The sequence below is a fragment of the Jeotgalibaca caeni genome (assembly GCF_028863945.1).
Taxonomy (GTDB): domain Bacteria; phylum Bacillota; class Bacilli; order Lactobacillales; family Aerococcaceae; genus Jeotgalibaca; species Jeotgalibaca caeni.
This window is the reverse complement of record NZ_JARBEA010000020.1, coordinates 17,548-41,476: the sequence shown is the minus strand read 5'-3', so window position 1 is coordinate 41,476 and position 23,929 is coordinate 17,548. Positions and strand designations below refer to the sequence as shown.

Annotated in this window: 28 protein-coding genes and 1 riboswitch; of the genes, 27 read left to right on the top strand and 1 reads right to left on the bottom strand. The window is 43.4% G+C overall.

The features are described from left to right. Positions 1-155: 155 nt before the first annotated feature. Positions 156-1,034, bottom strand: coding sequence for a nuclease-related domain-containing protein (locus PVE40_RS06030; protein WP_274730980.1), 879 nt, complete (start codon positions 1,032-1,034; stop codon positions 156-158). A 190-nt stretch (positions 1,035-1,224) separates the two neighbouring features. Here PVE40_RS06030 and ald point away from each other — a divergent pair, with 190 nt between their 5' ends. The 27 genes from ald (at position 1,225) to PVE40_RS05895 (ending at position 23,882) form a co-directional block, all read left to right on the top strand. Then, positions 1,225-2,337, top strand: coding sequence for an alanine dehydrogenase (ald, locus tag PVE40_RS06025; RefSeq protein ID WP_274730979.1), 1,113 nt, complete (start codon positions 1,225-1,227; stop codon positions 2,335-2,337). 157 nt (positions 2,338-2,494) lie between these two features. Further along, positions 2,495-3,574: an ABC transporter permease gene (locus tag PVE40_RS06020; RefSeq protein ID WP_274730978.1), complete on the top strand. Its 1,080-nt coding sequence runs from the start codon at positions 2,495-2,497 to the stop codon at positions 3,572-3,574. Positions 3,575-3,586: 12 nt separating this feature from the next. After that, positions 3,587-4,261, top strand: a complete 675-nt coding sequence (locus PVE40_RS06015) for an ABC transporter ATP-binding protein (RefSeq protein ID WP_068562414.1) — start codon at positions 3,587-3,589, stop codon at positions 4,259-4,261. A gap of 54 nt (positions 4,262-4,315) precedes the next feature. Next, positions 4,316-4,469, top strand: a riboswitch (adenosylcobalamin (AdoCbl) riboswitch). 190 nt (positions 4,470-4,659) lie between these two features. Further along, on the top strand, positions 4,660-5,067 hold the full coding sequence (locus PVE40_RS06010; protein WP_274730977.1) for a DUF4430 domain-containing protein: 408 nt from the start codon (positions 4,660-4,662) through the stop codon (positions 5,065-5,067). Further along, complete coding sequence (locus PVE40_RS06005; protein ID WP_274730976.1) at positions 5,043-5,585, top strand: ECF transporter S component; 543 nt, start codon at positions 5,043-5,045, stop codon at positions 5,583-5,585. The genes PVE40_RS06010 and PVE40_RS06005 overlap by 25 nt, the downstream gene beginning before the upstream one ends. A gap of 86 nt (positions 5,586-5,671) precedes the next feature. Then, entirely contained in the window at positions 5,672-6,016 is a 345-nt protein-coding gene (locus PVE40_RS06000; protein WP_274730975.1) for a BMC domain-containing protein, read from the top strand. Between the two features lie 16 nt (positions 6,017-6,032). Further along, a complete protein-coding gene (locus PVE40_RS05995; RefSeq protein ID WP_274730974.1) occupies positions 6,033-6,464 on the top strand; it encodes a EutP/PduV family microcompartment system protein in 432 nt (143 codons plus the stop codon). 7 nt (positions 6,465-6,471) lie between these two features. Then, positions 6,472-7,056, top strand: coding sequence for a cob(I)yrinic acid a,c-diamide adenosyltransferase (locus tag PVE40_RS05990; RefSeq protein ID WP_068562419.1), 585 nt, complete (start codon positions 6,472-6,474; stop codon positions 7,054-7,056). Between the two features lie 176 nt (positions 7,057-7,232). Further along, positions 7,233-8,369: a 1-propanol dehydrogenase PduQ gene (locus tag PVE40_RS05985; RefSeq protein ID WP_274730973.1), complete on the top strand. Its 1,137-nt coding sequence runs from the start codon at positions 7,233-7,235 to the stop codon at positions 8,367-8,369. 37 nt (positions 8,370-8,406) lie between these two features. Then, entirely contained in the window at positions 8,407-8,733 is a 327-nt protein-coding gene (locus tag PVE40_RS05980) for a BMC domain-containing protein (RefSeq protein WP_198143356.1), read from the top strand. 17 nt (positions 8,734-8,750) lie between these two features. Then, a complete protein-coding gene (locus PVE40_RS05975) occupies positions 8,751-9,323 on the top strand; it encodes an ANTAR domain-containing response regulator (protein ID WP_274730972.1) in 573 nt (190 codons plus the stop codon). After that, positions 9,316-10,761 carry a sensor histidine kinase gene (locus tag PVE40_RS05970; RefSeq protein WP_274730971.1) on the top strand — a complete coding sequence of 482 codons (1,446 nt, stop codon included), beginning with the start codon at positions 9,316-9,318 and terminating at the stop codon, positions 10,759-10,761. Before PVE40_RS05975 ends, PVE40_RS05970 begins: the two co-directional genes overlap by 8 nt. Before the next feature lie 106 nt (positions 10,762-10,867). After that, positions 10,868-12,298 (top strand): ethanolamine ammonia-lyase reactivating factor EutA, encoded by a 1,431-nt coding sequence (gene eutA / locus PVE40_RS05965; RefSeq protein ID WP_068562424.1) that lies wholly within the window; start codon positions 10,868-10,870, stop codon positions 12,296-12,298. Between the two features lie 21 nt (positions 12,299-12,319). After that, on the top strand, positions 12,320-13,690 hold the full coding sequence (locus PVE40_RS05960) for an ethanolamine ammonia-lyase subunit EutB (protein ID WP_068562425.1): 1,371 nt from the start codon (positions 12,320-12,322) through the stop codon (positions 13,688-13,690). 27 nt (positions 13,691-13,717) lie between these two features. Continuing rightward, positions 13,718-14,620: an ethanolamine ammonia-lyase subunit EutC gene (gene eutC, locus PVE40_RS05955; RefSeq protein WP_274730970.1), complete on the top strand. Its 903-nt coding sequence runs from the start codon at positions 13,718-13,720 to the stop codon at positions 14,618-14,620. A gap of 14 nt (positions 14,621-14,634) precedes the next feature. Further along, on the top strand, positions 14,635-15,288 hold the full coding sequence (eutL, locus tag PVE40_RS05950) for an ethanolamine utilization microcompartment protein EutL (RefSeq protein ID WP_274730969.1): 654 nt from the start codon (positions 14,635-14,637) through the stop codon (positions 15,286-15,288). Between the two features lie 15 nt (positions 15,289-15,303). Beyond that, positions 15,304-15,909, top strand: coding sequence for a BMC domain-containing protein (locus PVE40_RS05945; RefSeq protein WP_274730968.1), 606 nt, complete (start codon positions 15,304-15,306; stop codon positions 15,907-15,909). Further along, positions 15,906-17,378: an acetaldehyde dehydrogenase (acetylating) gene (locus tag PVE40_RS05940; protein ID WP_274730967.1), complete on the top strand. Its 1,473-nt coding sequence runs from the start codon at positions 15,906-15,908 to the stop codon at positions 17,376-17,378. Before PVE40_RS05945 ends, PVE40_RS05940 begins: the two co-directional genes overlap by 4 nt. Positions 17,379-17,435: 57 nt before the next feature. Next, positions 17,436-17,723 carry a BMC domain-containing protein gene (locus tag PVE40_RS05935; protein WP_068562430.1) on the top strand — a complete coding sequence of 96 codons (288 nt, stop codon included), beginning with the start codon at positions 17,436-17,438 and terminating at the stop codon, positions 17,721-17,723. A gap of 169 nt (positions 17,724-17,892) precedes the next feature. Then, positions 17,893-18,570 carry a hypothetical protein gene (locus PVE40_RS05930; protein ID WP_274730966.1) on the top strand — a complete coding sequence of 226 codons (678 nt, stop codon included), beginning with the start codon at positions 17,893-17,895 and terminating at the stop codon, positions 18,568-18,570. Continuing rightward, positions 18,567-19,202 carry an ethanolamine utilization phosphate acetyltransferase EutD gene (eutD, locus tag PVE40_RS05925; protein ID WP_274730965.1) on the top strand — a complete coding sequence of 212 codons (636 nt, stop codon included), beginning with the start codon at positions 18,567-18,569 and terminating at the stop codon, positions 19,200-19,202. The genes PVE40_RS05930 and eutD overlap by 4 nt, the downstream gene beginning before the upstream one ends. A gap of 5 nt (positions 19,203-19,207) precedes the next feature. Then, entirely contained in the window at positions 19,208-19,813 is a 606-nt protein-coding gene (locus PVE40_RS05920; protein ID WP_274730964.1) for a hypothetical protein, read from the top strand. Then, a complete protein-coding gene (locus PVE40_RS05915) occupies positions 19,810-20,082 on the top strand; it encodes a EutN/CcmL family microcompartment protein (RefSeq protein WP_068562433.1) in 273 nt (90 codons plus the stop codon). Before PVE40_RS05920 ends, PVE40_RS05915 begins: the two co-directional genes overlap by 4 nt. A 24-nt stretch (positions 20,083-20,106) precedes the next feature. Then, positions 20,107-21,216, top strand: a complete 1,110-nt coding sequence (locus tag PVE40_RS05910; protein ID WP_274730963.1) for an ethanolamine utilization protein EutH — start codon at positions 20,107-20,109, stop codon at positions 21,214-21,216. 13 nt (positions 21,217-21,229) lie between these two features. Continuing rightward, positions 21,230-21,679, top strand: coding sequence for a cupin domain-containing protein (locus tag PVE40_RS05905; RefSeq protein WP_274730962.1), 450 nt, complete (start codon positions 21,230-21,232; stop codon positions 21,677-21,679). Positions 21,680-21,742: 63 nt separating this feature from the next. Beyond that, a complete protein-coding gene (locus PVE40_RS05900) occupies positions 21,743-22,834 on the top strand; it encodes an oxidoreductase (protein ID WP_274730961.1) in 1,092 nt (363 codons plus the stop codon). Further along, on the top strand, positions 22,827-23,882 hold the full coding sequence (locus tag PVE40_RS05895) for an oxidoreductase (RefSeq protein ID WP_274730960.1): 1,056 nt from the start codon (positions 22,827-22,829) through the stop codon (positions 23,880-23,882). The genes PVE40_RS05900 and PVE40_RS05895 overlap by 8 nt, the downstream gene beginning before the upstream one ends. The last annotated feature ends 47 nt before the right edge of the window (positions 23,883-23,929 follow it).

Below are 23,929 nucleotides of genomic sequence, written 5' to 3'. Positions count from 1 at the left end.
GAGAAAAATAAATAACGAATAAAAAGGAGAGAATTTCTTCTCTCCTACAAGTCCAACTTTTGGGGGTCAGTACAAAATAATCCTCACTCATACCAAAATGTCCGAAAGCGTGCAAGTGAGCTCTTTTTAAAAGGCTCACTTGCACGCTTTCCTGTTTAGAGCTGTTGAATCATTCTTCTAAGCCTGTTTTGCGAGTAAACACCGCCGCACCATTCATAAAGAACCTTGCTTCTTAGGGGCATATTGGGAAATAATTGCTTCAACTCATTCCAGTGGAACAAAATTAATGCGCGATGAGTCCCTCGTATCCCGCAATTGGTGCAGTCATAAACTTGCCTGGAATGATGGAGTGAAAACGAGCCACAATCGGGGCAGCGTAATCCTTTGTGCAAATCTTCGTAGCAGTAGGGAGGAATATGATCCCAAAATGCGCGCTCCACTCCTTGCTGTGCCAGCAACTTTTGTACGATTAGATGGTGGTACCGTGTGAGCGGTGGGGCTCCTTTTGCTAGAGAAGTGAAGTGCCGTTTCAATTGAGTCGGCAAGAGCAGGGTTTCTTGCTCAGGTGCTCCTAGCAGAGTAAATTCAGGATGAACCATGACCGCATAGGCTTTTACTTGGAAATCTTTTGCATACCCCAACTCCCTTAACAAATTCTTGAACCGATTTTTGTTGTCTTGCATTTGGATTTGCGGATTGCTGATTTCAAATCCTGTTTCCGACACCCACATTTCCTTTCCGTAGCGATAGGTTCCGCTAAAACTCTTTACTTCGTATAAATAGAAGGATGTACCGGCCAAAACAATCGTGTCCCATTGGAAGGCATTTCCCATTTGTGGTTGGAGCAATGCTCCCGGGAAAACCAATATCGAATCGCCACAACCTTCCATCTGCTGATCTAGTTTTTCTTCCCATTCGTGCCCCTTTCTTAAATGGATCAAATAATCAGCTGATTTCCCATTAAGAGCCGTGCGAGATGCCAGCGACTCCATGATATGCAATGTTAAACTCTTTTCTCGCCTGTATAAAAACATGAATGTTCACTCCCTTCTTAATAAAGTACGCAAAAAATCTGTCTTTCCACTAAAAAAATTATTCCTATTAGACTGAGGAGGTAACCGTTAACAAGTTGCTATTTTCATTGATTTTTAATCGAAATCTTTTCAATCTTCCCTCAAAAGTGATATGATTTACAAGAGAGATTAAAATTGGAGGAGTTTATTTATGCTAATCGGAGTACCGAAAGAAATCAAGAACAACGAGAACCGGATTGGATTGACGCCCCTGGGAGTAGCCTTGCTTGTAAAAAATGGCCACCAGGTAATGGTTCAATCGGGCGGAGGACTCGGCTCTGGATTTGAGGACAAGCAGTACGAAGAAGCTGGCGCCACTTTAGAACCTTCTGCAGAGAAAGTATGGTCGGCAGAAATGGTCATTAAAGTAAAAGAACCTCTGCAAGAAGAGTACAAATATTTCCGCGACGATTTAATTATTTTCACGTACCTACACTTGGCAAATGAATTGGAACTGACCAATGCACTAGAAGCAGCCGGAACGGTTGCGATTGGATATGAAACCATGGTCGGCGAATCTGGTGACTTGCCGCTCTTGAACCCAATGAGTATTATTGCCGGTCGTCTGTCTGTTCAAATTGGGGCCCAGTATCTAGAGAGTCAATACGGCGGCAAAGGCGTCTTGATTGGCGGGGTACCAGGTGTGCGTAACGGGAAAGTAGTCATCATTGGTGGAGGCGTAACCGGTAGGAATGCACTCCAAATCGCACTTGGACTTGGCGCGCACTGTACGGTTCTTGACGTGAAACCAGAAGTTTTGGAAGAGATTGAATCGTTATATGGGAACGAAGTCATCACTTTAATGTCAAACTCCGTGAATATTGAGCGTGCAATCCAAGACGCGGATATCGTGATTGGAGCCGTCCTTATTCCAGGACGCAAGGCACCAACACTGGTTACCGAAGAAATGGTGAAGAAAATGCAGCCGGGCTCTGTCATTGTGGATATCGCGGTGGACCAAGGCGGAATTTTTGAAACGGAAGACCGAGTGACGTCGCATGACGATCCAGTTTATGAAAAACATGGCATCTTGCACTACGCAGTACCAAATATGCCAGGTGCTGTTTCGAAAACATCAACGATTGCGCTAACCAATGCTACCTTGCCTTATGCAGTGAAGATTGCTAATCAAGGATACTTGGAAGCGGCGAAGAATGATGCTACCATCATGACTGGAATCAATGTCTACAAAGGTAAACTGACGAATGCAGATGTAGCCGATTCGTTGAATAAAGAATACACCAATATTGCAAAACTATTCTAGATAGGGAAAGACTGGAGAGTGTGGAAGCATCCTTCAGTTTTTTTGTGTAAAAAACCAGTTTGATAGGAAAATTAATAATTATGGGGTATAATTTCAAAGCAATTTATTTTTAAGTGCGTGAAAAATGAATGATTATAGAAGATAAAGAGGTGCTTTGATGTTTTTAGCATGGAATGAAATAAAATATTCCAAAACTCGTTTTGCGCTTATCATTGGTGTCATGATCTTGGTTTCGTATCTGGTGTACTTCCTAACCGGACTAGCTTACGGATTAGCTCAAGACAACCGTACAAGTGTAGATAAGTGGGACGCAGATGCCATCGTGTTAACCGATGAATCGAATGCGAATATTAGTATGTCGATGATGCCGCGGAAGTTGATGGACGAAGTGAACGCGGATGAAGTGGCTGTTCTTGGCCAGACGCCAACCGTTGTTCGAAAAGAAGGATCAACGAGTGAGGATGCAAAAATTACGGTTACGATTTTTGGGATTGAATCAGATCAATTCTTGATGCCCGAAGTAATTGAAGGAGAAACCTTCACGGAAGATCATCAAGTAGTGGCTGACATCAGTATGCAAGAAGAATTTGGAATTGAGATTGGCGATAAATTGAATCTTGCCGGTAATGATTTAAGCATTGAGGTTGTTGGTTTTACTGAAGATGCGAAGTTTAACGTGGCACCCGTTTTATACGGAACGGTTGGTACGTATCAAGAAGTACGTTTCGATCAACAAGATGATTCCGAAGAAGGAAGAATCAGCGCCTTGGTCGTTCGTTCTGAAAACGGAATTGAACTAGAGAATGATAATTTACGTTCGTATTCCATCAAAGATTATATTGAGGAAATTCCTGGTTACACGGCACAAGTGTTGACCTTTGGATTAATGATCGGCTTCTTGATTATGATTGCCGCAATCGTAATCGGAATCTTTATTTATGTATTAACGTTACAAAAATCAAGTATGTTTGGGGTCATGAAGGCACAAGGAATTTCTACCTTCTATATTGCGAAATCTGTTGTCGCGCAGACATTCCTGCTTGCAGCAATTGGAGTTGGAATTGGATTGTTGTTGACAGTAGGAACATCGCTTGTTCTTCCAGCTTCTGTACCATACCGCACGAATCCACTGTTCCTGGGTGGAATTACTGGCTTGCTGATTCTTTTCGCTGTACTGGGAGCATTCTTCTCCGTTCGTACCGTTGCGAAAATTGATCCGCTAGAAGCAATTGGATAGGAGGACAAGAAGATGAAACTAATTGAATTGCAAGGTGTTACGAAATCATTTAATGATGGAAATAAAGAAGTAGAAGCTTTGAAAAAGACCGACTTCTCAGTAGAGAGCGGCGAATTCGTGGCGATTATTGGTCCAAGTGGTTCCGGTAAGAGTACCTTCCTAACCATTATCGGAGGGTTGCAAACCCCGACAGAAGGGCGTGTCTTGATTCGTGAGCAGAAGTTCAGTGAAGTAGATCAAAAAGAACGCAATAAAATGCGTTTTGAAGAAATCGGCTTTATTCTTCAAGCATCAAACTTGGTTCCCTTTTTGAAAGTAGAAGATCAAATGCGTTTGGTTAATAAAGTAGAACGCTCGAAGTTTGATAAAGAGAAGGCAGAAGACTTATTCGAAGGGCTAGGCATTACGAAGCTGCGCAACAAATATCCAAGTGATTTGTCCGGTGGTGAACGCCAACGGGTTGCGATTGCTCGTGCCCTTTATCATGATCCATCCGTTATTTTAGCGGATGAGCCGACCGCAAGTTTGGATACAACGAAAGCATTTGAAGTAGTCGAAATTCTTGCCCGCGAAACAAAGGAAAAAAATAAAGCGACGATTATGGTAACCCATGACGAGCGCTTGATTGATTACTGCGATAAAGTCTACGTCATGAAAGATGGCGTCTTGTCTCTAAAAGAAGATTAGTACAACTTTCCCCTTGCCAATTCCATTTTGCTGGACTACAATGAAGGGGATAGAAGTACCATTCAAAGACAACGAAGATATGGAAGTTTGGTTCAATCCCAACACGGTCCCGCCACTGTAATCATATGGAAACATATGGAGTCAGATCTTTATTTTCGTTTGCTAATATGCATGCGTTGCTGTTTCGAGGTAAAACAGTGTCGTTTGAAGTCTATGTAATGGCGCATAGGCTTTTTTTGTACTCAAAAAAAACAGCTTCCATATTCATTTTAGCAAAAATGAGTAGGGGTTCTATCCGTCACAGCTAAGGGCAAGGACTGATCTTCAAGGTGGAAGGAAGGACCAACGTCGGTCAACCAGTCCTCGTTTTTAGCCAATAAAAATTAGGAGTGGTATTTATGAAAAAGTATTTGGCATTATTGGCAGCAGGGTTTATTTTAACAGGTTGTGGCGTTTCAGACAGTGACACACAAGTAACGGAAACGAGCAGCGCGGTATCCTCCAGCGTGGCTGAAGAAACCGTAGCGGTAACGATTCATGTGAGTGTAGACGGTGAAGAAATAGAAGACGGCACCAAAGAAGTGGAAGTAGAACCTGGAGCAATCTTATTAGAGGTTATGAAAGAAAATTATGAAATTGTAGAGAAAGATACGTTTATTGAATCCATCAACGGTCATGAACAAGATGTAGAAGCAAGTAAGTACTGGCTATTTGACTTAAACGGCGAAATGGCTCCGGCAGGTGCAAATGACACTGAACTCCAAGAGGGAGATGTTGTGGAATGGAAACTCGAACCACTATCCTAAAAAAACAGTCGAATTTTTCAGTCAAACGAATTGCGGTGCTCTCGATTTTAGTGGCTCTGTGCTATGTAGGTCGAATTGTTTTCCAGTTCTTGCCGAATGTACAGCCCATGACGGCCGTCTTGCTAATCATTACGCTGACGTTTGGCACGAGGGACGGGCTGATTGTGACAGCACTCTCACTCATCTTGTCGAATTTGGTGCTTGGAATGGGACCGTGGATTTTTTATCAGATGATTAGCTACATGGTAATGATCGGATTCACCGGTTTGTTCCTTAGACCTTTGTATAGAAGAATGGAGACAAAATGGCTCATGGTTATTTTTGCCTTTTTGGCAGGTCTTCTATATGGATTTGTTATTTCCATCTTCTCTTCCCAAATGTTTGGCATGACCAATTTTTGGTCCTACTACTTGATGGGCGTACCTTTTGACTTGATGCATGCATTTGGAAATGCAGTCTTTTACCTGATTTTGGAACCCATTTTACGACCGTTGATTCTTTCTTCGATGAAGAAATAAAGTTCCGTCTCTTGACAGAAATTTCAAACACAATTACTATGGACGTGTGTGTTGCGCTTTCATTCAAAGAAATGAGGGGCGAAGAAATGATACAAAAGGATCGTAAAATATTTGAGTCCGTACCAGGGAAGCAAGTTACTTTGGCGCATATCATTGCGCATCCGGATCGACGGATTTTTGAAAAGTTAGGGTTGCACGATGAGCATTATCAAGCAATCGGCATCATGACTATTACCCCAAGTGAAGTCGCGATTATCGCTGTGGACCATGCGAAAAAGGCAGCACCGGTTACAATCGGTTTTGTGGATCGGTTCAGTGGTTCAGTCTTTATCCTAGGCGATGTGGCTGCGGTGGAAATGGCAATGAACGCTTCAACTACGGCACTGAAAACACAGATGGGCTTCAGTGTTCCTGCGATTACGCGGACCTAGAAGGATGAGGAATCAAATGAAGAAAATCATGTTGATTGGGTCCATCGGTAGCGGCAAGACAACACTCTGTCAACGAATCGTTGGAGAAGAATTGCGCTACCAAAAAACGCAAGCCGTCGAGTACTATCCCCAGATGATTGATACTCCTGGTGAATTTGTGCAGCATCGGCGCTACTACAATGCGTTGCAAATGATGGCTGCGGAAGCAGAAGTAATTGGGTTGGTTGCGAATGTGATGGAAAAAGAACAAATCTATTCACCCAATTTTGCTCAAAACTTAATGAAGCCATGTATTGGCATCATTACAAAAACGGATTTATGTGAGGATGAAACGATCCTCCAGGAAGCCGAAGAGCGTCTCCGATTAGCCGGTGTGGAAAGAATTTTTCAAGTGTCGGCTGTATCGGATACGGGAATCACGGCATTAATTGAATATCTGGAAGGATGAAGAATACATGCAAATTTATACAAGAACAGGCGATAAAGGGTATACAAGAATTATTGGCGGTATGCAAGTTGCCAAAGATTCAGAGCGGGTAACCGCGTATGGAACAGTGGATGAACTAAATAGTATCGTCGGTATGGCTGCAAGTTCTGATGAAGCTACACCAGCGTTACGTGAAGAACTAATGACCATTCAACAATATTTGTTCGACTGTGGGAATGACTTAGCGACACCACATGGGAAGAATCCATACCGCGTTCATAAAGAACTGACACTCTGGTTAGAAAGTCGCATCGATGAGTATGCCGATGTTCCGCCAGTCGTTGAATCTTTCATTTTGCCAGGCGGCACGAAGCTTGCGAGCCAACTTCACTTCGCCCGCACGGTAGCGAGAAGAGCAGAGCGAGAAATCGTTACGTTCATGTGGACGAATGATATGAACGAAGAAGTGGTTCGTTTTGTGAACCGATTATCTGATTACTTCTTTGCCGTTGCTCGAGTAGTAAATGCAGAAGCAAACGTACAAGACGTGCTCTATGAGCGCAGTGGACGTGTCTTCCATACAGAAATTACGAAGGCAGATTTAAAAGATTAACGTTTTTGGAACCGTTTTTCAAAATTTTGTTGACAACCTGAAAAAACAATAGTACGCTTATAGCAGTTAGAGCACAAGGGCGTGCCATCAAATACGAGCGACGAAGCCGTAAGAAACAACGTATCGAATAAGATACTTGTTTGCTTACGGCTTTTTTTGTAGGAAGGAGGTTCAGAATGGAAAAAATCAGATTTGGAACAACTTTATATCTCGGTGAGAATAGCTTGTCCCGTTTGAGTGAATTTAGAGACGAAAAGATTTTAATCATTACGGATTCATTCATCGCTCATTCAGCAATCTATCAAACGGTAACCAGCCACTTTTCAGCGAGTGTGGAAACAATGGTGTTTTCTGAAGTTGTTCCTGATCCACCTATTGATACGATTGTTCAAGGAATTGAGCAAGCAAAAGACTTTCATCCAACCATGCTCCTCGCATTGGGAGGAGGTTCTGCGATTGATGCAGCAAAAGCAATGCTGTACTTTGGCAGACAAAGCGGTACTTTCGGTAGCATTCCTTTTCTCGTGATTCCGACGACCAGCGGAACAGGTTCAGAAGTAACCAATTTTGCAATCATTACGGACGCTGAGAAAGAAGTGAAGTACCCGTTAGTTACGGACGAAATTTTACCAGATGAAGCAATCCTGGATGCGTCATTGGTACGGGATTTGCCACCGATTCCGACGGCCGATACCGGTATCGATGTATTGACCCATGCTCTAGAGGCGTATGTCTCAACGAAGGCGAATGAAATATCCGATGCTCTTGCTGAAAAAGCGATTGTCTATGTGTTTGAGTATTTAGAACGAGCATATCGCGACGGGCAGGACATGGAGGCACGCGAGAAAATGCATGTGGCTTCATGTTTGGCAGGTCTGGCATTCAACCAAGCGTCTCTCGGAATCAACCACGGCATCGCTCATGCAGCCGGAGCACGATTCCATATCGCACATGGACGCTTGAATGGCATATTATTACCGCACGTTATCCGTTATAATAGTGGAGTGACGAGCAATGGGGCAATGAATCATTTGGAGATAGCAAAACGATACACGAAAATAGCGAAACAGCTGGGTTTAAGTGCAGGAAGTCCAAAGATGGGCGTTCGAAGCTTGACGAATGCAATCGTTTCGCTAGAAAAGCGTTTAAATATGCCGACCACTTTTTCGAAGTGGGGTGTTGAACGCAGTATTTTCGAAGAACACAAACACCAAATCGCAATAGATGCGCTGAAGGATCGCTGCTCTGACACAAACCCTGTCAAAGCGACGCCAGCGGACATCGTGCAAATCTTAGAACAGGCATATGCATAGTTAGGACAAGGAGGCGTACTCATTGGAAAAGGAAAGAATCATACAGGAGTATGTTCCCGGGAAACAAATTACGGTTGCCCATGCGATTGCAAAACCTGACCCTGAGATTTATGGGAAGCTTGGTGTGTTGAACACCCAGGCGGATGCGATTGGAATCATGACCATCACCCCAAGCGAAGCAGCGATTATTGCTGTTGATATTGCGACTAAAGCAGCAGATATTGAAATCGGGTTTGTTGATCGTTTTTCAGGTTCTGTTGTGATTACCGGAGATGTTTCATCTGTCATTGTCGCATTAGAAGAAGTGCTCGACACAATGGAAAAAGTACTAGGTTTTAACCGTGTCGCACTAACGGTTAGTTAAAACAATGAGGTGAAATAATGAGTGGAAGAATCGTAGTTGTTGATGATGAACCAATCACAAGGCTGGATATCCGAGACATTTTAGAAGGCGCGGGGCACCAAGTGGTAGGGGAAGCATCAGATGGTTTTGAAGCAATCCGGGTCTGTCAAGAAACGAAACCCGATTTAGTGATCATGGACATTAAAATGCCGATTTTAGATGGTCTGACTGCTTCAAAGAAAATCGTAGCAGAAGGAACAACGTCAGGGATTATCTTGTTAACTGCCTATAGCGATCAGCAATACATCCAAAAGGCGACTAGTTTTGGTGCGCTTGGATATTTGGTAAAGCCTCTTCATGAACAATCTTTGTTGCCGATGGTAGAACTAGCCTTAGCAAAGGGGAAAGAACATGAAAAGATGGCCAAAGAGCTGGAAACACTTGCCCGCAAGTTAGAAGAGCGGAAAGTGATTGAGAAGGCCAAAGGGAAATTGATGGCAACTGAACAAATTAATGAAGATGCTGCCTACAAAAAAATGCGCTCGATCAGTATGCAGAAGCGTATTCCGATGATTAAAGTAGCAGAATTATTGGTGATGCTTGATGAATAAGCCACATGTAGTGGATGAAGATATCCAAAATATTTGCGAACGCTACACCAAGCTGAATGATCAAGAAATTGCTTTCTTAAAAGAACAAGTAGCAGATGCTCTATCGGATAAGCGCTATGAAGATTATGATGTTTTCGTAGATGTGCGGGATGCCTTTACCGGCGAAGCAATTGTGGTTTGTCACCGCCGTCCCTTGTACTCCCCATCTTTGTATAAGGAGCGTGTGGTTGGCAAGATTGCTTATCGGAAAGACGAACCAGGGCCTTTGCGGACTTTGGAGACGTCGCAGACTTCGATTGAGTTAAATGCACGTTCGCAAGAAGGTGTACTGATCAAGCAAACCTCGTATCCGATGAAGTATAAAAACAAAACGATTGCGGTCTTCATTGTTGAGCAGAATATCAGCAATGAAATCAAGCATCAGTTTGACGTAAGAAACCGTGATCGATCGTACGAGGAAGTCAGTCTGGCACTTGAAGAAATGGAAAAGGTAGAGCAGTCCATCGCAAACTTTTTAGATGATATCATTTTAATCTTTGATGCAAAGGGGATTTTGAGACATCATAATAAAGCAGCGGGTCAATACTATCAAACGTTTGGCTATATGGACTCCATTAATTCGCTTCACTATGATAACCTGGCACTTGACTTAATGACTTTTGACCGTATTTTGAGTTTGGTTTCTCTAGGCGAGTTCGAAAGTTTGAAAGGCCGAGAAATCAAGTTCGACCAGTACTACTTCAAGAGTAAAATTATTCATCTCCCTTCGAACGGTTTTGTCATTCAAATCATGAAAGACATTACCGATCAGAAGGTGAAAGAGTCACGCAAGGAAGAAGAATTTGTAACGATCCAAGAAATCCACCACCGTGTAAAAAATAACTTGCAAACAGTAGTATCCTTACTGCGGCTACAAGCTCGACGAGCCGAGAGTCCAGAAGCGAAGAAAGTACTGAATGAGAGCGTCAACCGCGTCCTATCGATTGCAGCAACACACGAACTGCTATCTAAACAAAAGGAAGACAATGTACAGCTTAAAATGGTACTGGATGCCGTTATTTTCAACCTTACTCGGTTTTTCTCAGATCAAAGGGAAATTGATTTCCAAAGCGAAATTGACTCAGAAATTATTCTAGACAGCAACAAGGCTGTAACGATTGCCCTTATTATGAATGAACTAATTCAAAACAGTTATGACCATGCTTTTACCGATAAAGAAACCGGGATGGGCAAGATTCGTGTAGAAATTAAGCAAGAAAACGATTTGATTTTTATTTATGTCGCAGACAATGGCAGCGGCTTCGACTTTGAAGCACATGGCCAGCACAATTTGGGACTTTGGATTGTTACTAGTTTTGTGGAAAGTAAGTTGAACGGTACCATTGCGGTTGATTCTAACCCACATGGCACAAAAACTCGCATTACATTTAAGAACTAAATAATCCTTTCTTACAAGGTCGTAAGAAAAAAAGCAAAGGCGCTGATAAAAAGGACTCTCCTGTAGAGACCTTTCTTTCAGCGTCTTTTTTGAAGGGAGTGAGGGAATGGCTGAAAAATTATTGAGCGTGGGCATTGATATCGGCACTTCCACTACGCAGTTAGTGCTTTCTGAATTATATATCGAGAACATGGCTTCAGCTTTTACCATTCCACGAATCTCGATTACGGATAAGAAAGTCATTTATAAAAGTGACATTCTCTTTACACCAATCTTGACGAACAACTTGATTGATGCCAACCAAATTAAACGATTTGTGGAACAACAGTATCAAAAAGCTGGTGTGAAGCAAAAAGACATCCAAACGGGTGCCATTATTATTACGGGTGAAACCGTTCGGAAAGAAAATTCCCGCGCTGTAGCGGAAGCGTTGAGTGGATTCGCGGGAGACTTTGTTGTCGCAACAGCAGGACCCGACCTCGAGAGCATCATTGCTGGAAAGGGCGCGGGTACGCATTCTTACTCCGTACACTACCATACGACTACCGTTAATTTTGATATTGGTGGTGGAACAACGAACCTCGTTTGTTTCCATGACGGCGATATCCAAGATACAGGTTGCTTTGACATTGGCGGCCGGCTCATCAAGGTGAATGAGCAACGGAAGATTACGTATATTGCACCGAAGCTTGAGACTATTATTCAAGCAGAACGGCTACAGCTAAGGCTCAATCAGACCATTGATTTGACTGATTTGAATAAACTATTGTCCATTATGGTTCAAGTGATGGAAAACAGTTTGGGTGTTGGGGAAAAGAGTCCGTATTATGACTTACTGATTACGAATAAGGACTTGCGGACTGAACGAAAAGTAGAGTATGTCTCTTTTTCCGGTGGGGTAGCCGATTATATCCAGAAAGATACGGACGAAGCACCATTTAAGTATGGAGACATTGGTATTTTACTGGGACGAAAGATTGCCCAATCAAAACTTTTCGAGCAGTTTGAAGTAATCGAGAGTGTGGAAACCATCCGAGCAACGGTTGTAGGAGCAGGATCTCATACAACAGATGTCAGCGGAAGTACCATCACCTACAAAGACAAGATTCTACCGCTTCAAAATGTGCCGGTTTTGAAGCTTTCAAAAGAAGACGAAGACCAGGCCAGCATCGAGAAGATGGCGCAAGCTATTGAAGAAAAGCTGAATTGGTTTGAAGCAGACGGCGAACAGCAGCTTATTGCCTTAGCTTTTGAAGGAGCGGTCAATCCACGCTTCCAGTATATCCAAGATTTAGCAGCGGCCATCGTGAAGGGGTTAGAGAAAGTCATCCAAAAAGGCGATCCACTCGTCATCTTGGTCAAAGAAGACATGGCAAAGGCACTAGGACATAGTCTGTATGCACAATTACCAGCAGCGTATCCTTTTGTATGCATTGACAGTGTGCATGTACAAAATGGAGACTACATTGATATTGGTAATCCGATTGCAGACGGTTCAGTACTGCCTGTCGTCGTCAAAACACTTGTATTTAATTAATGATTAAAGGAGGATTCATTCATGATTTTAAAGACCACGCTCTTTGGCCGGACCTACTCATTCAATTCCGTAATGGAAGTGATGGGAAAAGCCAATGAAGAAAAATCAGGCGATCACCTAGCTGGTGTTGCCGCTGAAAGTGCAGAGGAACGTGTCGCTGCGAAGGTTGTTCTTTCCAATCTTAAGCTTTCCGATTTATTTAACAATCCAGCTGTTCCCTACGAACTAGACGAGGTAACCCGTATTATTATTGACCGGGTGAACTTGCATACGTACGAAAAAATCAAGAACTGGACCGTTGCGGATTTACGCGAATGGATTTTGGATTTGAATACAACAAATTATGATATTCACCGTATTTCAAACGGTTTGACCGCAGAGATGGTGGCGGCCGTAACAAAAATCATGTCGAACTTAGACTTGATTATGGGTGCACAAAAAATTATTGTGACCAAAACAGCGAATACAACGATTGGTGAGCCAGGAACATTCAGTGCTCGTCTACAACCAAACCATCCAACTGACAATATTGATGGAATTATGGCTTCCGTTATGGAAGGTGTATCCATGGGGATTGGGGATGCGGTTATTGGCTTGAATCCAGTGGATGATACGACAGAGAGTGTGAAACGAATCTTGCATAAGTTCAATGACTTTATGGAAGAATGGGAGATTCCAACCCAACATACCGTATTAGCACACGTTTCTACTCAAATGGAAGCAATCGATCAAGGAGCACCATCTGGTTTGATTTTCCAATCCATTGCCGGTTCTCAAAAAGGAAACGAAGCGTTTGGAATCAGTGCACAAATGTTACAAGACGCAAACGACCTAGCTTTGAAACGTGGTACGGCAGTTGGACCAAACGTAATGTACTTTGAGACAGGACAAGGTTCAGAATTGTCATCCGATGCGCATCACAACGTAGACCAAGTAACGATGGAAGCAAGATGTTATGGTTTTGCGAAGAAATACGATCCATTTATGGTAAACACGGTTGTTGGATTTATCGGACCAGAATATTTATATGATTCCCAACAAGTAATCCGAGCAGGGTTAGAAGACCACTTCATGGGTAAACTAACTGGAATTTCAATGGGTTGTGACGTATGTTACACCAACCATATGAAGGCTGACCAAAATGATGCAGAAAACTTAACCGTTCTTCTAGCTGTCGCAGGCGTAAACTTCATCATGGGAATTCCAAATGCTGATGACGTAATGTTGAACTATCAAACAACTGGTTTCCATGAAACAGCAAGCATTCGTCAACTATTGAATAAACGCCCAACCAAAGAATTCGATGCATGGATGGAAAAAATGGGCTTCAGCGAAAATGGTCGCTTGACCGAATTAGCTGGCGATGCATCTGTCTTCTTGAAGCGTAAATAAACGGAAAAAGCAAAGGAGGGAATCTAAGTGAACGAGAGCGATTTAAAGAATATGATTAAATCCATTTTAAGTGAGATTGTGGAAGAAACACCAATTGCAACCGCAACTACAGCTACAACTGCAACGAAAGAAGCACCAACGAAGCAGACAAATGTGGAAGAAGGCTCGATTCCGGATATCACAGAAGTAAATATTCGCAAACAATTTTTAGTGCCAAATGCACAAGATGCAGAAGGGTACAAAAAAATGAAGTCCTTCACACCTGCCCGTCTTGGATTATGGCGTGCCGGTACACGTTACAAAACGGAGCCAGCGTTACGCTTCCGTGCGGATCACGCAGCGGCACAAGATGCAGTTTTCTCTTATGTAGATGAAGACTTGTTGAAGGAAATGAAATTTGTTGAAGTAGAAACGCTTTGCGGTGACAAAGACACCTACATTACCCGTCCAGACTTAGGCCGTAAATTTGACGACCAAGAAATGGCGAAAGTCAAACAAGCAATCAAACCAAATACCAAGGTAGCAATTATGGTAGGAGATGGATTAAGCTCGGCAGCGATTGAAGCGAACATCCAAGACATCTTGCCTGCCATTCGCCAAGGACTGAAGATGCATGGATTAGATTTTGGCGAAGTAGTTTTCGTGAAACACTGCCGTGTACCAGCTATGGATCCAGTTGGAGACGCAACGGGCGCTGAAGTAGTTTGCTTGTTAATCGGTGAACGCCCAGGTCTCGTGACCGCTGAATCAATGAGTGCATACATTGCTTACAAACCAACCGTTGGAATGCCAGAAGCACGTAGAACCGTTGTTTCCAACATTCACCAAGGCGGAACTCCAGCAGTTGAAGCCGGCGCTTATATCGCTGACTTGATTAAGAAAATGTTGGATATGAAAAAATCAGGTCTTGACCTGAAAGAACAACGTTAAAAGGAGGATTCCAAATGAGACAAGACAGACTTGGAGCATCCGTTCTAAGTGTAAAAATCATTCCGAATGTGGATGATGCACTGGCAAAGGAACTCGAACTAGGACCCGATCAAAAAAGTATTGGAATCATCACATCGGACAGCGATGATGTCACTTATGTAGCACTTGATGAAGCGACTAAAAAAGCAGCAGTCGATGTTGTTTATGCGAAGAGCCTGTATGCAGGCGCAGCGAATGCTTCAACCAAGTTAGCCGGAGAAGTAATTGGAATGATTGCCGGACCAAGTCCAGCAGAAGTTCGCAGCGGATTGGATGCAGCGATAGAAGTCATTGAACATGGCGCAAGTTTTTACAGTGCCAATGAGGATGATTCCATCATTTACTTTGCTCACTGTGTATCTCGAACCGGAACGTTTTTATCAAAAGGAGCCAACACAAGAGAAGGCAATGCGATTGCTTATTTAATTGCTCCTCCACTAGAAGCGATTTATGCACTAGATGCAGCAATGAAGGCAGCAGATGTACAAATGGGCGTCTTTTACGGACCGCCTACCGAAACCAACTTTGCTGGCGCACTATTGACCGGTTCACAATCTGCCTGCAAAGCAGCGTGTGAAGCTTTCGAAAAAGCTGTCCTTGCTGTAGCCGACAATCCAACCGGCTATTAATAGGCGGTGGTGAGAATGGTACAAAGAGCATTAGGATTAATTGAAGTAAAAGGAATGCTTGGCGCTGTCCTTGCTGCAGATGCAGCGATGAAGGCAGCAGATGTAGAGTTGCTTGGCAATCGTCGAATCCGTGGTGGTTTAACAACCGTCCAGTTACTAGGAGATGTGGCTGCCATTCATGCAGCCGTAGAAGCAGGTGCAGAGGTTGTGAAAAATACAGACAGTTTTGTTTCCAGCCATGTTATCGCCCGTTTGGATGAACAGGTGGAACACATGTTGTTGAAGAAGTATCAAAAAGAAGAAAAACGTGAGGAGCCAGTTGCTTCTAATCCAGTGAATCCAATCGAAAAACCGGAGATTAAACCGGAAACGATGGAAGAATTGAAGACGGAAGTAGGGGAAGTTCCAGAAGAAGAAATCAAAAAAGTTCTGGAACAAGAGCAAGAACGGATTCCAGGAGCTGAGTTGGACCCAGAAAGATTGGACCAAATGAAAGTTGTGGAATTACGCTCCCTCGCCTATAAGCGGAACATTGATTCGTTGACGAAGAAAGAGATTAAATATGCCAACAAAGAGCAATTAATCCGCGCGTTACTAGAGAAAGGAGTGAAGGATGAGTGAACCTGACAGATAAAGATCTTTTGTCGATACAAGAAACGAGAAACTTACTCAAAAAGGCAAAAGCAGCACAAAAAGAATTAGCAACCCGTTCGCAAGAAGAGATTGACCTCATCGTCAAAACAATGGCAAAAGCAGCTTACGCCAACCGCGTAAAACTGGCCAAGATGGCAGAAAAAGAAACCGGATTTGGTAGATGGCAAGATAAGGTATTGAAGAATGCCTTCGCTTCCCGTGATGTATTGAACGCCATTAAAGACATGAAAACAGTTGGAATTGTTCATAAGAGCGAAGCGGCGAAGTATATGGAAGTAGCCGTACCAGTCGGAGTCGTTGCAGGATTGATTCCTTCAACAAACCCAACGTCAACCGTTATCTACAAGGCATTAATTTCAGTAAAGGCAGGGAATGCAATCGTCTTCTCCCCGCACCCAAGCGCACTAGATTCAATCATTGAAACGGTACGTATCATGAATGAAGCAGGTCAAAAGGTTGGATTACCGGAAGGCACACTAAGTGTCATTACCCAAGTAACGATGCAAGCGACCAGTGAATTAATGACAAACCGCGACACGAACTTGATTCTTGCGACAGGTGGTTCTGCAATGGTACGCGCTGCGTATTCTTCCGGCACACCCGCTATTGGGGTAGGACCAGGTAATGGACCGGCATTCATTGAAAAGACTGCAGACATTCCAAAAGCTGTGAAGCAAATTATGGAGTCTAAAACATTCGATAACGGTACGATTTGTGCTTCTGAACAATCGATTATCGTTGAAGAAGTCAGCAAGGCAAAAGTCGTAGCAGAATTCAAGAAGCAAGGCGGCTATTTCTTGCCAACCGAAGATGCCAAGAAATTGGAAAAATTCATTCTACGTCCAGACGGCCGAATGAATCCGAAAATTGTCGGCAAGCCGGTACAAGAAATTGCGAAGTTAGCGGGTATTCACGTGCCAGCAGAAGCACGTGTCTTAATAGCAGAAGAAGACCGCGTAGGCTTACACGCTCCTTATTCCAGAGAGAAATTGGCGCCAATCTTGGCTTTCTATACCGCAAAAGGCTGGGAAGAAGCATGTGATTTGTCGATGGAGATTCTCTACCAAGAAGGTGCTGGACATACGATGGCGATTCATTCATCGGACGATGCAGTCATTCAAGAATTTGCCTTACGCAAACCGGTCTCTCGCTTATTAGTCAATACATCTGCAACGTTGGGTGGTATTGGTGCTACAACCAACCTGTTCCCAGCGCTCACATTGGGCTGTGGTGCAGTAGGCGGAAGCTCAACGTCCGATAATATTGCCCCTCAAAACTTGTTCAACTTACGCCGGATTGCTTGGGGCGTTCGCGAACTAGAGGACTTGCGCGGTGACGACGTATTTGAAGAAACAGAAGCAACACCTGTAAAAGACATTGATAAGGATGAACTCGTAAACTTATTAGTAGAACGAGTGCTCGAAAAACTAAAGTAACACCCAACAACTAGGTAACAAAAATTAAAAAAACCCAACTATTAGGAGGAAAATAAAATGGCTAGCACAAACGCATTAGGTATGATCGAAACAAAAGGATTGGTAGCAGCAGTAGAGGCTTCAGACGCAATGGTGAAGGCAGCAAACGTAACATTGATCGGCAAAGAACACGTAGGTGGCGGACTCGTAACCGTTATGGTACGCGGAGACGTTGGAGCTGTTAAAGCAGCAACAGATGCAGGAGCAGCAGCAGCTGAAGCAGTTGGCGAATTAGTATCTGTACACGTAATCCCACGCCCACATGCTGAAGTAGATGCAATCTTGCCAAAATACGACCTACAATAGTCGTTTGAAGAGGCACCGTTAAAGAAAGACAATGAGGAAGCGGTAAGGAAAGCGGCCGTTTCAAAATGGAAGCAGGCGAATAAGCAGACCTTATCCGAATCCTACAGCAGGAGGCTGAGGCATATCTAGATATGTCCCAGCCTTTTCTTTAACGAAGGGACGTGAATAAATGGCAATTCTAACAGAAAATAACATTCGGAAATTGTTGCGGACTACAAATTTGAAGGAAACAAAAGTGTTGGTGCTGGAACCAGGAACCATCATTACTCCTTCAGCAAAGAGTTATTTGACCGATGTCAAAGTGATTTATGAAGAACAATCCGAGCCAGTTCCGGTTGAGAAAGCAGAGGAACCAGTCGTATGTCAGGCACCAATCATCCGTGATGAGAGCCTGTTGCATCCGCAATTCAGCTTGAATTGGAAAATCAAGGTGGAGCAAGTGATTGGTGAAGTTCTCTATGGTCAACAAATCAGTCTCCAGCAACAAAATCGAGGATTGATTACCGAATTAGACAGTGTTTTGAATGTATTGCAGGATTTCCGCCAATTGCGGTTTTATGAGAATGATTCTGTTCATTACCAGATGGATCCGGGAAAATATCCACAGGCAGATTTTTATTCATCCGATACCTTTCTGCCAAACTATACGGACGGCGAAGTGGCCGTAATGGTATACCGTCTTTATACACAGATTCGCAATTTACAAGTGGAAGCTTCCAGCTTCCAAACTTGCTTACCGTTTGAAGAATATTACCGACTCATCAAAGCATGCCGTTTTTTAGCGGACTATGTTTGGATGTTAATGATTCAAGAAATAGAAGAAAGTAATAAGGGGAGGAGCGTATGACCATCTCATTCGATCAATTAATTGAAGAAGTTGCTGTTCGTGTCAAAGCGAATATGGAACAAACCTTTGAAATAGAAGCAAGTGGTAGACATGTGCACCTTTCACAAGAACATATTGATATCTTGTTTGGAAAAAATCACAAACTACTACCTACAAAGTATTTATCCCAACCAGGCCAATTTGCTGGTAAAGAAAGAGTTACCTTAGTAGGTCCAAAAGGAGTTCTGCATCAAGTTGTGGTGCTGGGTCCTGCTAGAGACAAGAGTCAAGTAGAGATTTCCTTTACAGATGCTCAAAAACTAGGAGTTCGTGCACCGTTACGCTTAAGTGGAGATACAAAAGGAACTCCTGGCATCATGATTATGGTAGGCAATAAGCATGTCATTTTAGATGAAGGTTTAATCGTAGCGAAGCGTCATATCCATGTGAAGGAACAAGAGGCAGCCCGTTTGAATGTGAAAGATAAAGAAGTAGTGAAAGTCCAAGTGATGAGTGAGCGTCCGCTAATTTTTGACGATGTGGTCGTTCGCGTTAGTCCAAAGTTTGAAACCTTCATGCACATCGATTATGACGAAGCAAATGCATGTGGCTTCAAGTCTGGTACCAAAGGCCGCATCATCAAAAAGGACTGATTAGGATGGAACAATTAGAAAAACTCATTCAATTGGTAACCGACCGAGTGATGGCAGAGATAGAACCACAGCCAGACAAAGAACAGTTTACGTTCGTAGGGAAGACGAAAGATTACATTTCCCGTTACTACGAGGAGAGAGGGTTCCAACAAGTAGCACCAATGGAACTTTCCACTCCCGAAGTAGTGATTGTGACAGAACTTGAGTTGTATCAGATGACTCGTTTGGCAGGATTAATGCCCATGAATGAAATGGAAGAAGCTTTATTGAACCGGTTGATGCAGCAAAAGACTGTTGTGGTGCTGGAAGAAGGAATCGAGAAAGCGTTCATGCCAAAAAGTATGCAAGCTGCGTTCGAGAAAGCAAAGGTTGAACTTCGTAAATGGGGCGTTCAGTTTAAGCAAGAGTCAGCCTTTCATCATCCAGCAGTGACTCAAACAGCTCCAACTACTCAGAAGAAGAAAGAATTGATTACCGCAGCGAAAATTCAAAACAAGAGATTATCTGCCGGTGATACGTTCTATGCTACTCCTGACATGATTATTACGGCACTCGCGAAAGATTATTTACGTGAACAAAATATCCAGTTAGAAGTGAGGGATGCCGAATGATTATCGGAAAAGTAGTTGGGAGCTTATGGGCGACCCGCAAGGATGAAAAACTAAATGGATTGAAATTCCTCTTAGTCGAAAAGCAATTAAATGAACATGAAGCAAGTCCTGAATTAGTAGTAGCTGTTGACCATGCAGGAGCTGGAATTGGGGAACAAGTCTTAATTACAACCGGCAGTTCCGCGCGTATTTCTTTCGAAAACCGCACGATTCCAGTGGACATGGTGATTGTTGGGATTATTGATTCAGTAGAATATCCAAAAGAGTAAATACTTGATATTGGAGGGAAGCATATGAGCATTAATGAAATTATTATTTGGATCATGGCAATCATCATGGTCCTTGGTGCAATCGATCGTGCCATCGGAGATCGCTTCGAGCTTGGTAAGCAATTCGAAGAAGGCTTGTTAGCAATGGGAGCATTAGCACTATCCATGGCTGGTATTATTGTATTAGCACCTAAATTATCAGATTGGCTAAGTCCAATCGTTGTTCCATTGTTTGAACTAGTTGGCGCAGATCCTGCGATGTTTGCAGGAACGTTGTTAGCAAATGATATGGGTGGTTTCTTCCTAGCTCAACAAATGACTGCTGATGCAGAAATCGTTCTCTTCTCTGGTGGGATTTTGGGAGCCATGATGGGAGCAACGCTTGTTTTCTCGATTCCAGTCGGTTTAGGAATCATCGAAGTAAAAGACCGTCCATTCTTAGCTCAAGGAATCCTATGTGGGATTGTAACGATTCCAGTGGGCGCAATGGTAGGCGGGTTGTTGATGGGAATTGGTTTTGGTAAGATCTTGGTGAACTTGATTCCGATTATTCTAGTAGCAATCTTGATTGCTCTTGGACTATGGAGATTCCCATCGAAAATGATTAATGGTTTTATCGTCTTTGGGAAGTTGATTGTCGCAGTCGCAACAATCGGTCTGGCAATTGGTGGTTTAGAATGGTTAGTCGGCGTGAAGTTGTTTGACAACCAAGAATCGCTTGCTGTTGCGTTTGAAACAGTAGGTAGTATCGCCATTACCTTAGCTGGAGCGTATGGGTTGGTATTGATTATCACAAAACTCTTCAAGAAGCCGCTTATGAAAGCAGGCGATCTTCTTGGTATGAATGATATCGCTGCTGCTGGTTTGATTGCTTCTTTGGCAAATAACATCGCAATGTTCCAAGCTGTAAAGAACATGGATAACCGTGGGAAAGTAATTAATATTGCTTTCGCCGTTTCTGCTTCCTTTGCAATCGGGGACCACTTAGGCTTTACGGCTGGAGTTGCTCCTGAGATTATTATGCCGATGATTGTTGGGAAATTAGTAGGTGGATTCTCTGCGATTGCGGTTGCTATGCTGATTACCAAAAATATCAAAAAAGAAGTAACCTCTACTGAAGAAGTAGCCGCTTAAAGGATGTGGGCAGATGACAAATATAAATAGAGCAGACATCGAACGCATGGTCCGTGAGCTGTTGATGCAAGAATACAGCAATCAGGACTCTGCACGAGATATTGATCCAAGCGGAGTAATGGCAATTAAATTACCGTTGTTCGATGTGACCGAAGAACATCGCTTGGACACTGGGAACCCGAACCACCGTGTCTACACACGTGACTTAGTAACACTTGAAGAAAGTCCACGTTTGGGTCTTGGGTTAATGGTGATGGAAGACACTACCTTTGACTGGCATCTGGGTTATGATGAAATCGATTATATGATTGAAGGAACCCTCAGCATCATTATCAACGGAAGAAAAGTAACCGCCCATCCAGGTGAACTGCTTTATATTCCAAAAGACACAGATATTCAGTTTTCTGTGGAAGGAAAAGCACGCTTTATTTACGTGACTTATCCAGCAGATTGGAATAGTTAAATGTAGACTAAAAACGAGGCGGGAGTCATTTTCCTGCCTCGTTTTTTGAAAGGAGGGTGAAGAATGGAAGGTTTTACTTTTTCAAGTGGCGTAGAGGTGGCAAACCGATTGATGTTGGCGCCCATGACAACAAGCAGCGGTACAGAATCAGGTGGTTTATCAACTGAAGATGTGGCGTTTATTTTACACCGAAGTAAAGGATTCGGTGCAGTCATTCTTGGCTCGCACAGCGTTGCGCCAACTGGCAGTGCTTTTTCAGCAGGTTGGAACATTTATGATCCTTGTAATCATGCAGCATTAACCCAACTCGTAGAACAGCTCCACCAACAAAAAGTGAAGGTGTTTATTCAACTGTATCATGCCGGGAGGTTAGCGCAGCCTCTGTTTATTGGCGGACGACAGCCGATTGCACCGAGTCGGATTCCTGCTCTACGTCCGTTTGCCTCTTACCCGAAAGAGATGAGTATGGCTGAAATAAAAGAAATCATTCAAGCGTTCAAGAAAGCTACAGAGCTGGCGATTCGACTAGGCTTCGACGGTGTAGAATTGCACGGAGCAAACACGTATCTCATCCAACAATTCTATTCTCCTCATTCGAACCGACGAACGGACGAGTGGGGTGGCACAAGAGAAAGGCGGCTACGCTTTCCGCTTGCCGTCATACGAGCCTGCCAAGAAGCAATCAACGAATGCGCAACTAGACCCTTTTTGATCGGGTACCGCTTCTCGCCAGAAGAATATGAAGTCCCAGGAATTCGACTAGAGGACACTTGCTTTTTGGTAGAGCAGATTACGAAAGAAGGCTTGGATTATGTCCATGTGTCGTTGAATGACTTTCGGAAACAAGCTCAGACAGGAGAGCGGATTCTTCCGACCATCAAAGAGCATGTAGGGGATACGCCACTCATTGGCTGTGGAAATATTCGAACGCACAGAGATGTGGATGCTGTTTTACAACAGGTTCCTCTATGTTCCATTGGCAATGCGGCCGTAATTGATCCAGATTGGGCATGGAAGATTCTCCGGGGAGATCATTCCATCAAATCAAACCTGCACGTTTCTGAACGGGAGCAAGTGAAAATTCCGCAATCCTTGTGGCAATCTTTCCTCCGCAACCCACTGCGTTATTTTCTAGAGGAGGAAACCGATGAATAACTGGCAAATACCATATAAATTTCCGAATGGGATGGAAGTACGGAACCGGTTGATTTTTGCACCGATTTCGACAATGACCAGTACCGATATTGGTTTGCTGACTGATTCGGAGATGGCCTTTTATAAAAGTAGGGCGAAAAATGTTGGGATGGTGGTTCTTGGATCAGCCTATATTTCTCAAGCCGGAAAAGCTTACAACCAAAACGTCGGAATCGCTCATGATGCGGTCATTCCCAACTTGAAAAAATACAATCAGCAACTGCATCAAGCTGGCGCTAAATCAATAATCCAACTCTATCACGGTGGTTTAGCAGTACAGTATATGGCAGCTAAAAAAGAAGTACAAGTAGTCAGCAAGCTGCCAGCTCTCGAAACGAGTGATACGAAAAATAATGTGGAGCTAACCGACGTTGCTATTCAAAAAATCATTGAAGATTTTGGCAAAGCAATCGAACGAGCGATCCGTGCTGGGTTTGACGGTATTGAGATTCATGCAGGGAACCCGTTCTTGTTGCAGCAATTCTTATCACCGCGCACGAATCAACGAACCGATTTTTGGGGCGGCGACTTATCCAAACGGATGCGTTGCTTGGAAGTGATTCTGCGTCTTGCGGACAAAATTCGAAAGAAAGTTGAGAAGCCTTTCATCATCGGCGTTCGGCTCGCTTTGGAAGAGAAAGAAGCAGGTGGACTGTCATTCCAAGATACGTGTCAAATTGCAGGCCGTCTTTCCAAACTGAATATCGATTACCTCCATTTCAATCAGCACGATTTGTTTGAAGAAATAAACGGGCAATTCAAACTGGATGTAATTGCAGAAAGTTTAGAATCATCAGTCCCGATTATTGGTAACGGCGGAATCAAGAACGAGAGCCAACTCGAAGCTGCTTGTAACGTAGCGCCACTCGCATCCGTTGCACGCCCCTTCATACTGCAGCCGAACTTTCCATTTGAAACAGAATATTCCATGACCCAACTCTCAAAAACAGTACCAAAAGGGTTGTGGAGGAGCATTCAGAGTTCGCTGGAGTGGTACGAAGGCGAATAAAAAAGCTCTACTTGATACATAAATTTACTTTATGTATCAAGTGAGAG

Coding starts and splice junctions, on each gene's coding strand:
- eutD (WP_274730965.1), top strand. CDS start 18,567: ATGACCATCTCATTCGATCAATTAATTGAAGAAGTTGCTGTTCGTGTC.
- PVE40_RS06000 (WP_274730975.1), top strand. CDS start 5,672: ATGATACAAAAGGATCGTAAAATATTTGAGTCCGTACCAGGGAAGCAA.
- PVE40_RS06030 (WP_274730980.1), bottom strand. CDS start 1,034: ATGTTTTTATACAGGCGAGAAAAGAGTTTAACATTGCATATCATGGAG.
- PVE40_RS05975 (WP_274730972.1), top strand. CDS start 8,751: ATGAGTGGAAGAATCGTAGTTGTTGATGATGAACCAATCACAAGGCTG.
- eutA (WP_068562424.1), top strand. CDS start 10,868: ATGGCTGAAAAATTATTGAGCGTGGGCATTGATATCGGCACTTCCACT.
- PVE40_RS05970 (WP_274730971.1), top strand. CDS start 9,316: ATGAATAAGCCACATGTAGTGGATGAAGATATCCAAAATATTTGCGAA.
- PVE40_RS06010 (WP_274730977.1), top strand. CDS start 4,660: ATGAAAAAGTATTTGGCATTATTGGCAGCAGGGTTTATTTTAACAGGT.
- PVE40_RS05915 (WP_068562433.1), top strand. CDS start 19,810: ATGATTATCGGAAAAGTAGTTGGGAGCTTATGGGCGACCCGCAAGGAT.
- PVE40_RS06005 (WP_274730976.1), top strand. CDS start 5,043: ATGGAAACTCGAACCACTATCCTAAAAAAACAGTCGAATTTTTCAGTC.
- PVE40_RS05995 (WP_274730974.1), top strand. CDS start 6,033: ATGAAGAAAATCATGTTGATTGGGTCCATCGGTAGCGGCAAGACAACA.
- PVE40_RS05935 (WP_068562430.1), top strand. CDS start 17,436: ATGGCTAGCACAAACGCATTAGGTATGATCGAAACAAAAGGATTGGTA.
- PVE40_RS05900 (WP_274730961.1), top strand. CDS start 21,743: ATGGAAGGTTTTACTTTTTCAAGTGGCGTAGAGGTGGCAAACCGATTG.
- PVE40_RS05920 (WP_274730964.1), top strand. CDS start 19,208: ATGGAACAATTAGAAAAACTCATTCAATTGGTAACCGACCGAGTGATG.
- PVE40_RS05960 (WP_068562425.1), top strand. CDS start 12,320: ATGATTTTAAAGACCACGCTCTTTGGCCGGACCTACTCATTCAATTCC.
- PVE40_RS05945 (WP_274730968.1), top strand. CDS start 15,304: ATGGTACAAAGAGCATTAGGATTAATTGAAGTAAAAGGAATGCTTGGC.
- PVE40_RS05910 (WP_274730963.1), top strand. CDS start 20,107: ATGAGCATTAATGAAATTATTATTTGGATCATGGCAATCATCATGGTC.
- PVE40_RS05895 (WP_274730960.1), top strand. CDS start 22,827: ATGAATAACTGGCAAATACCATATAAATTTCCGAATGGGATGGAAGTA.
- PVE40_RS06020 (WP_274730978.1), top strand. CDS start 2,495: ATGTTTTTAGCATGGAATGAAATAAAATATTCCAAAACTCGTTTTGCG.
- PVE40_RS05905 (WP_274730962.1), top strand. CDS start 21,230: ATGACAAATATAAATAGAGCAGACATCGAACGCATGGTCCGTGAGCTG.
- eutL (WP_274730969.1), top strand. CDS start 14,635: ATGAGACAAGACAGACTTGGAGCATCCGTTCTAAGTGTAAAAATCATT.
- PVE40_RS05930 (WP_274730966.1), top strand. CDS start 17,893: ATGGCAATTCTAACAGAAAATAACATTCGGAAATTGTTGCGGACTACA.
- PVE40_RS05990 (WP_068562419.1), top strand. CDS start 6,472: ATGCAAATTTATACAAGAACAGGCGATAAAGGGTATACAAGAATTATT.
- PVE40_RS05985 (WP_274730973.1), top strand. CDS start 7,233: ATGGAAAAAATCAGATTTGGAACAACTTTATATCTCGGTGAGAATAGC.
- PVE40_RS06015 (WP_068562414.1), top strand. CDS start 3,587: ATGAAACTAATTGAATTGCAAGGTGTTACGAAATCATTTAATGATGGA.
- ald (WP_274730979.1), top strand. CDS start 1,225: ATGCTAATCGGAGTACCGAAAGAAATCAAGAACAACGAGAACCGGATT.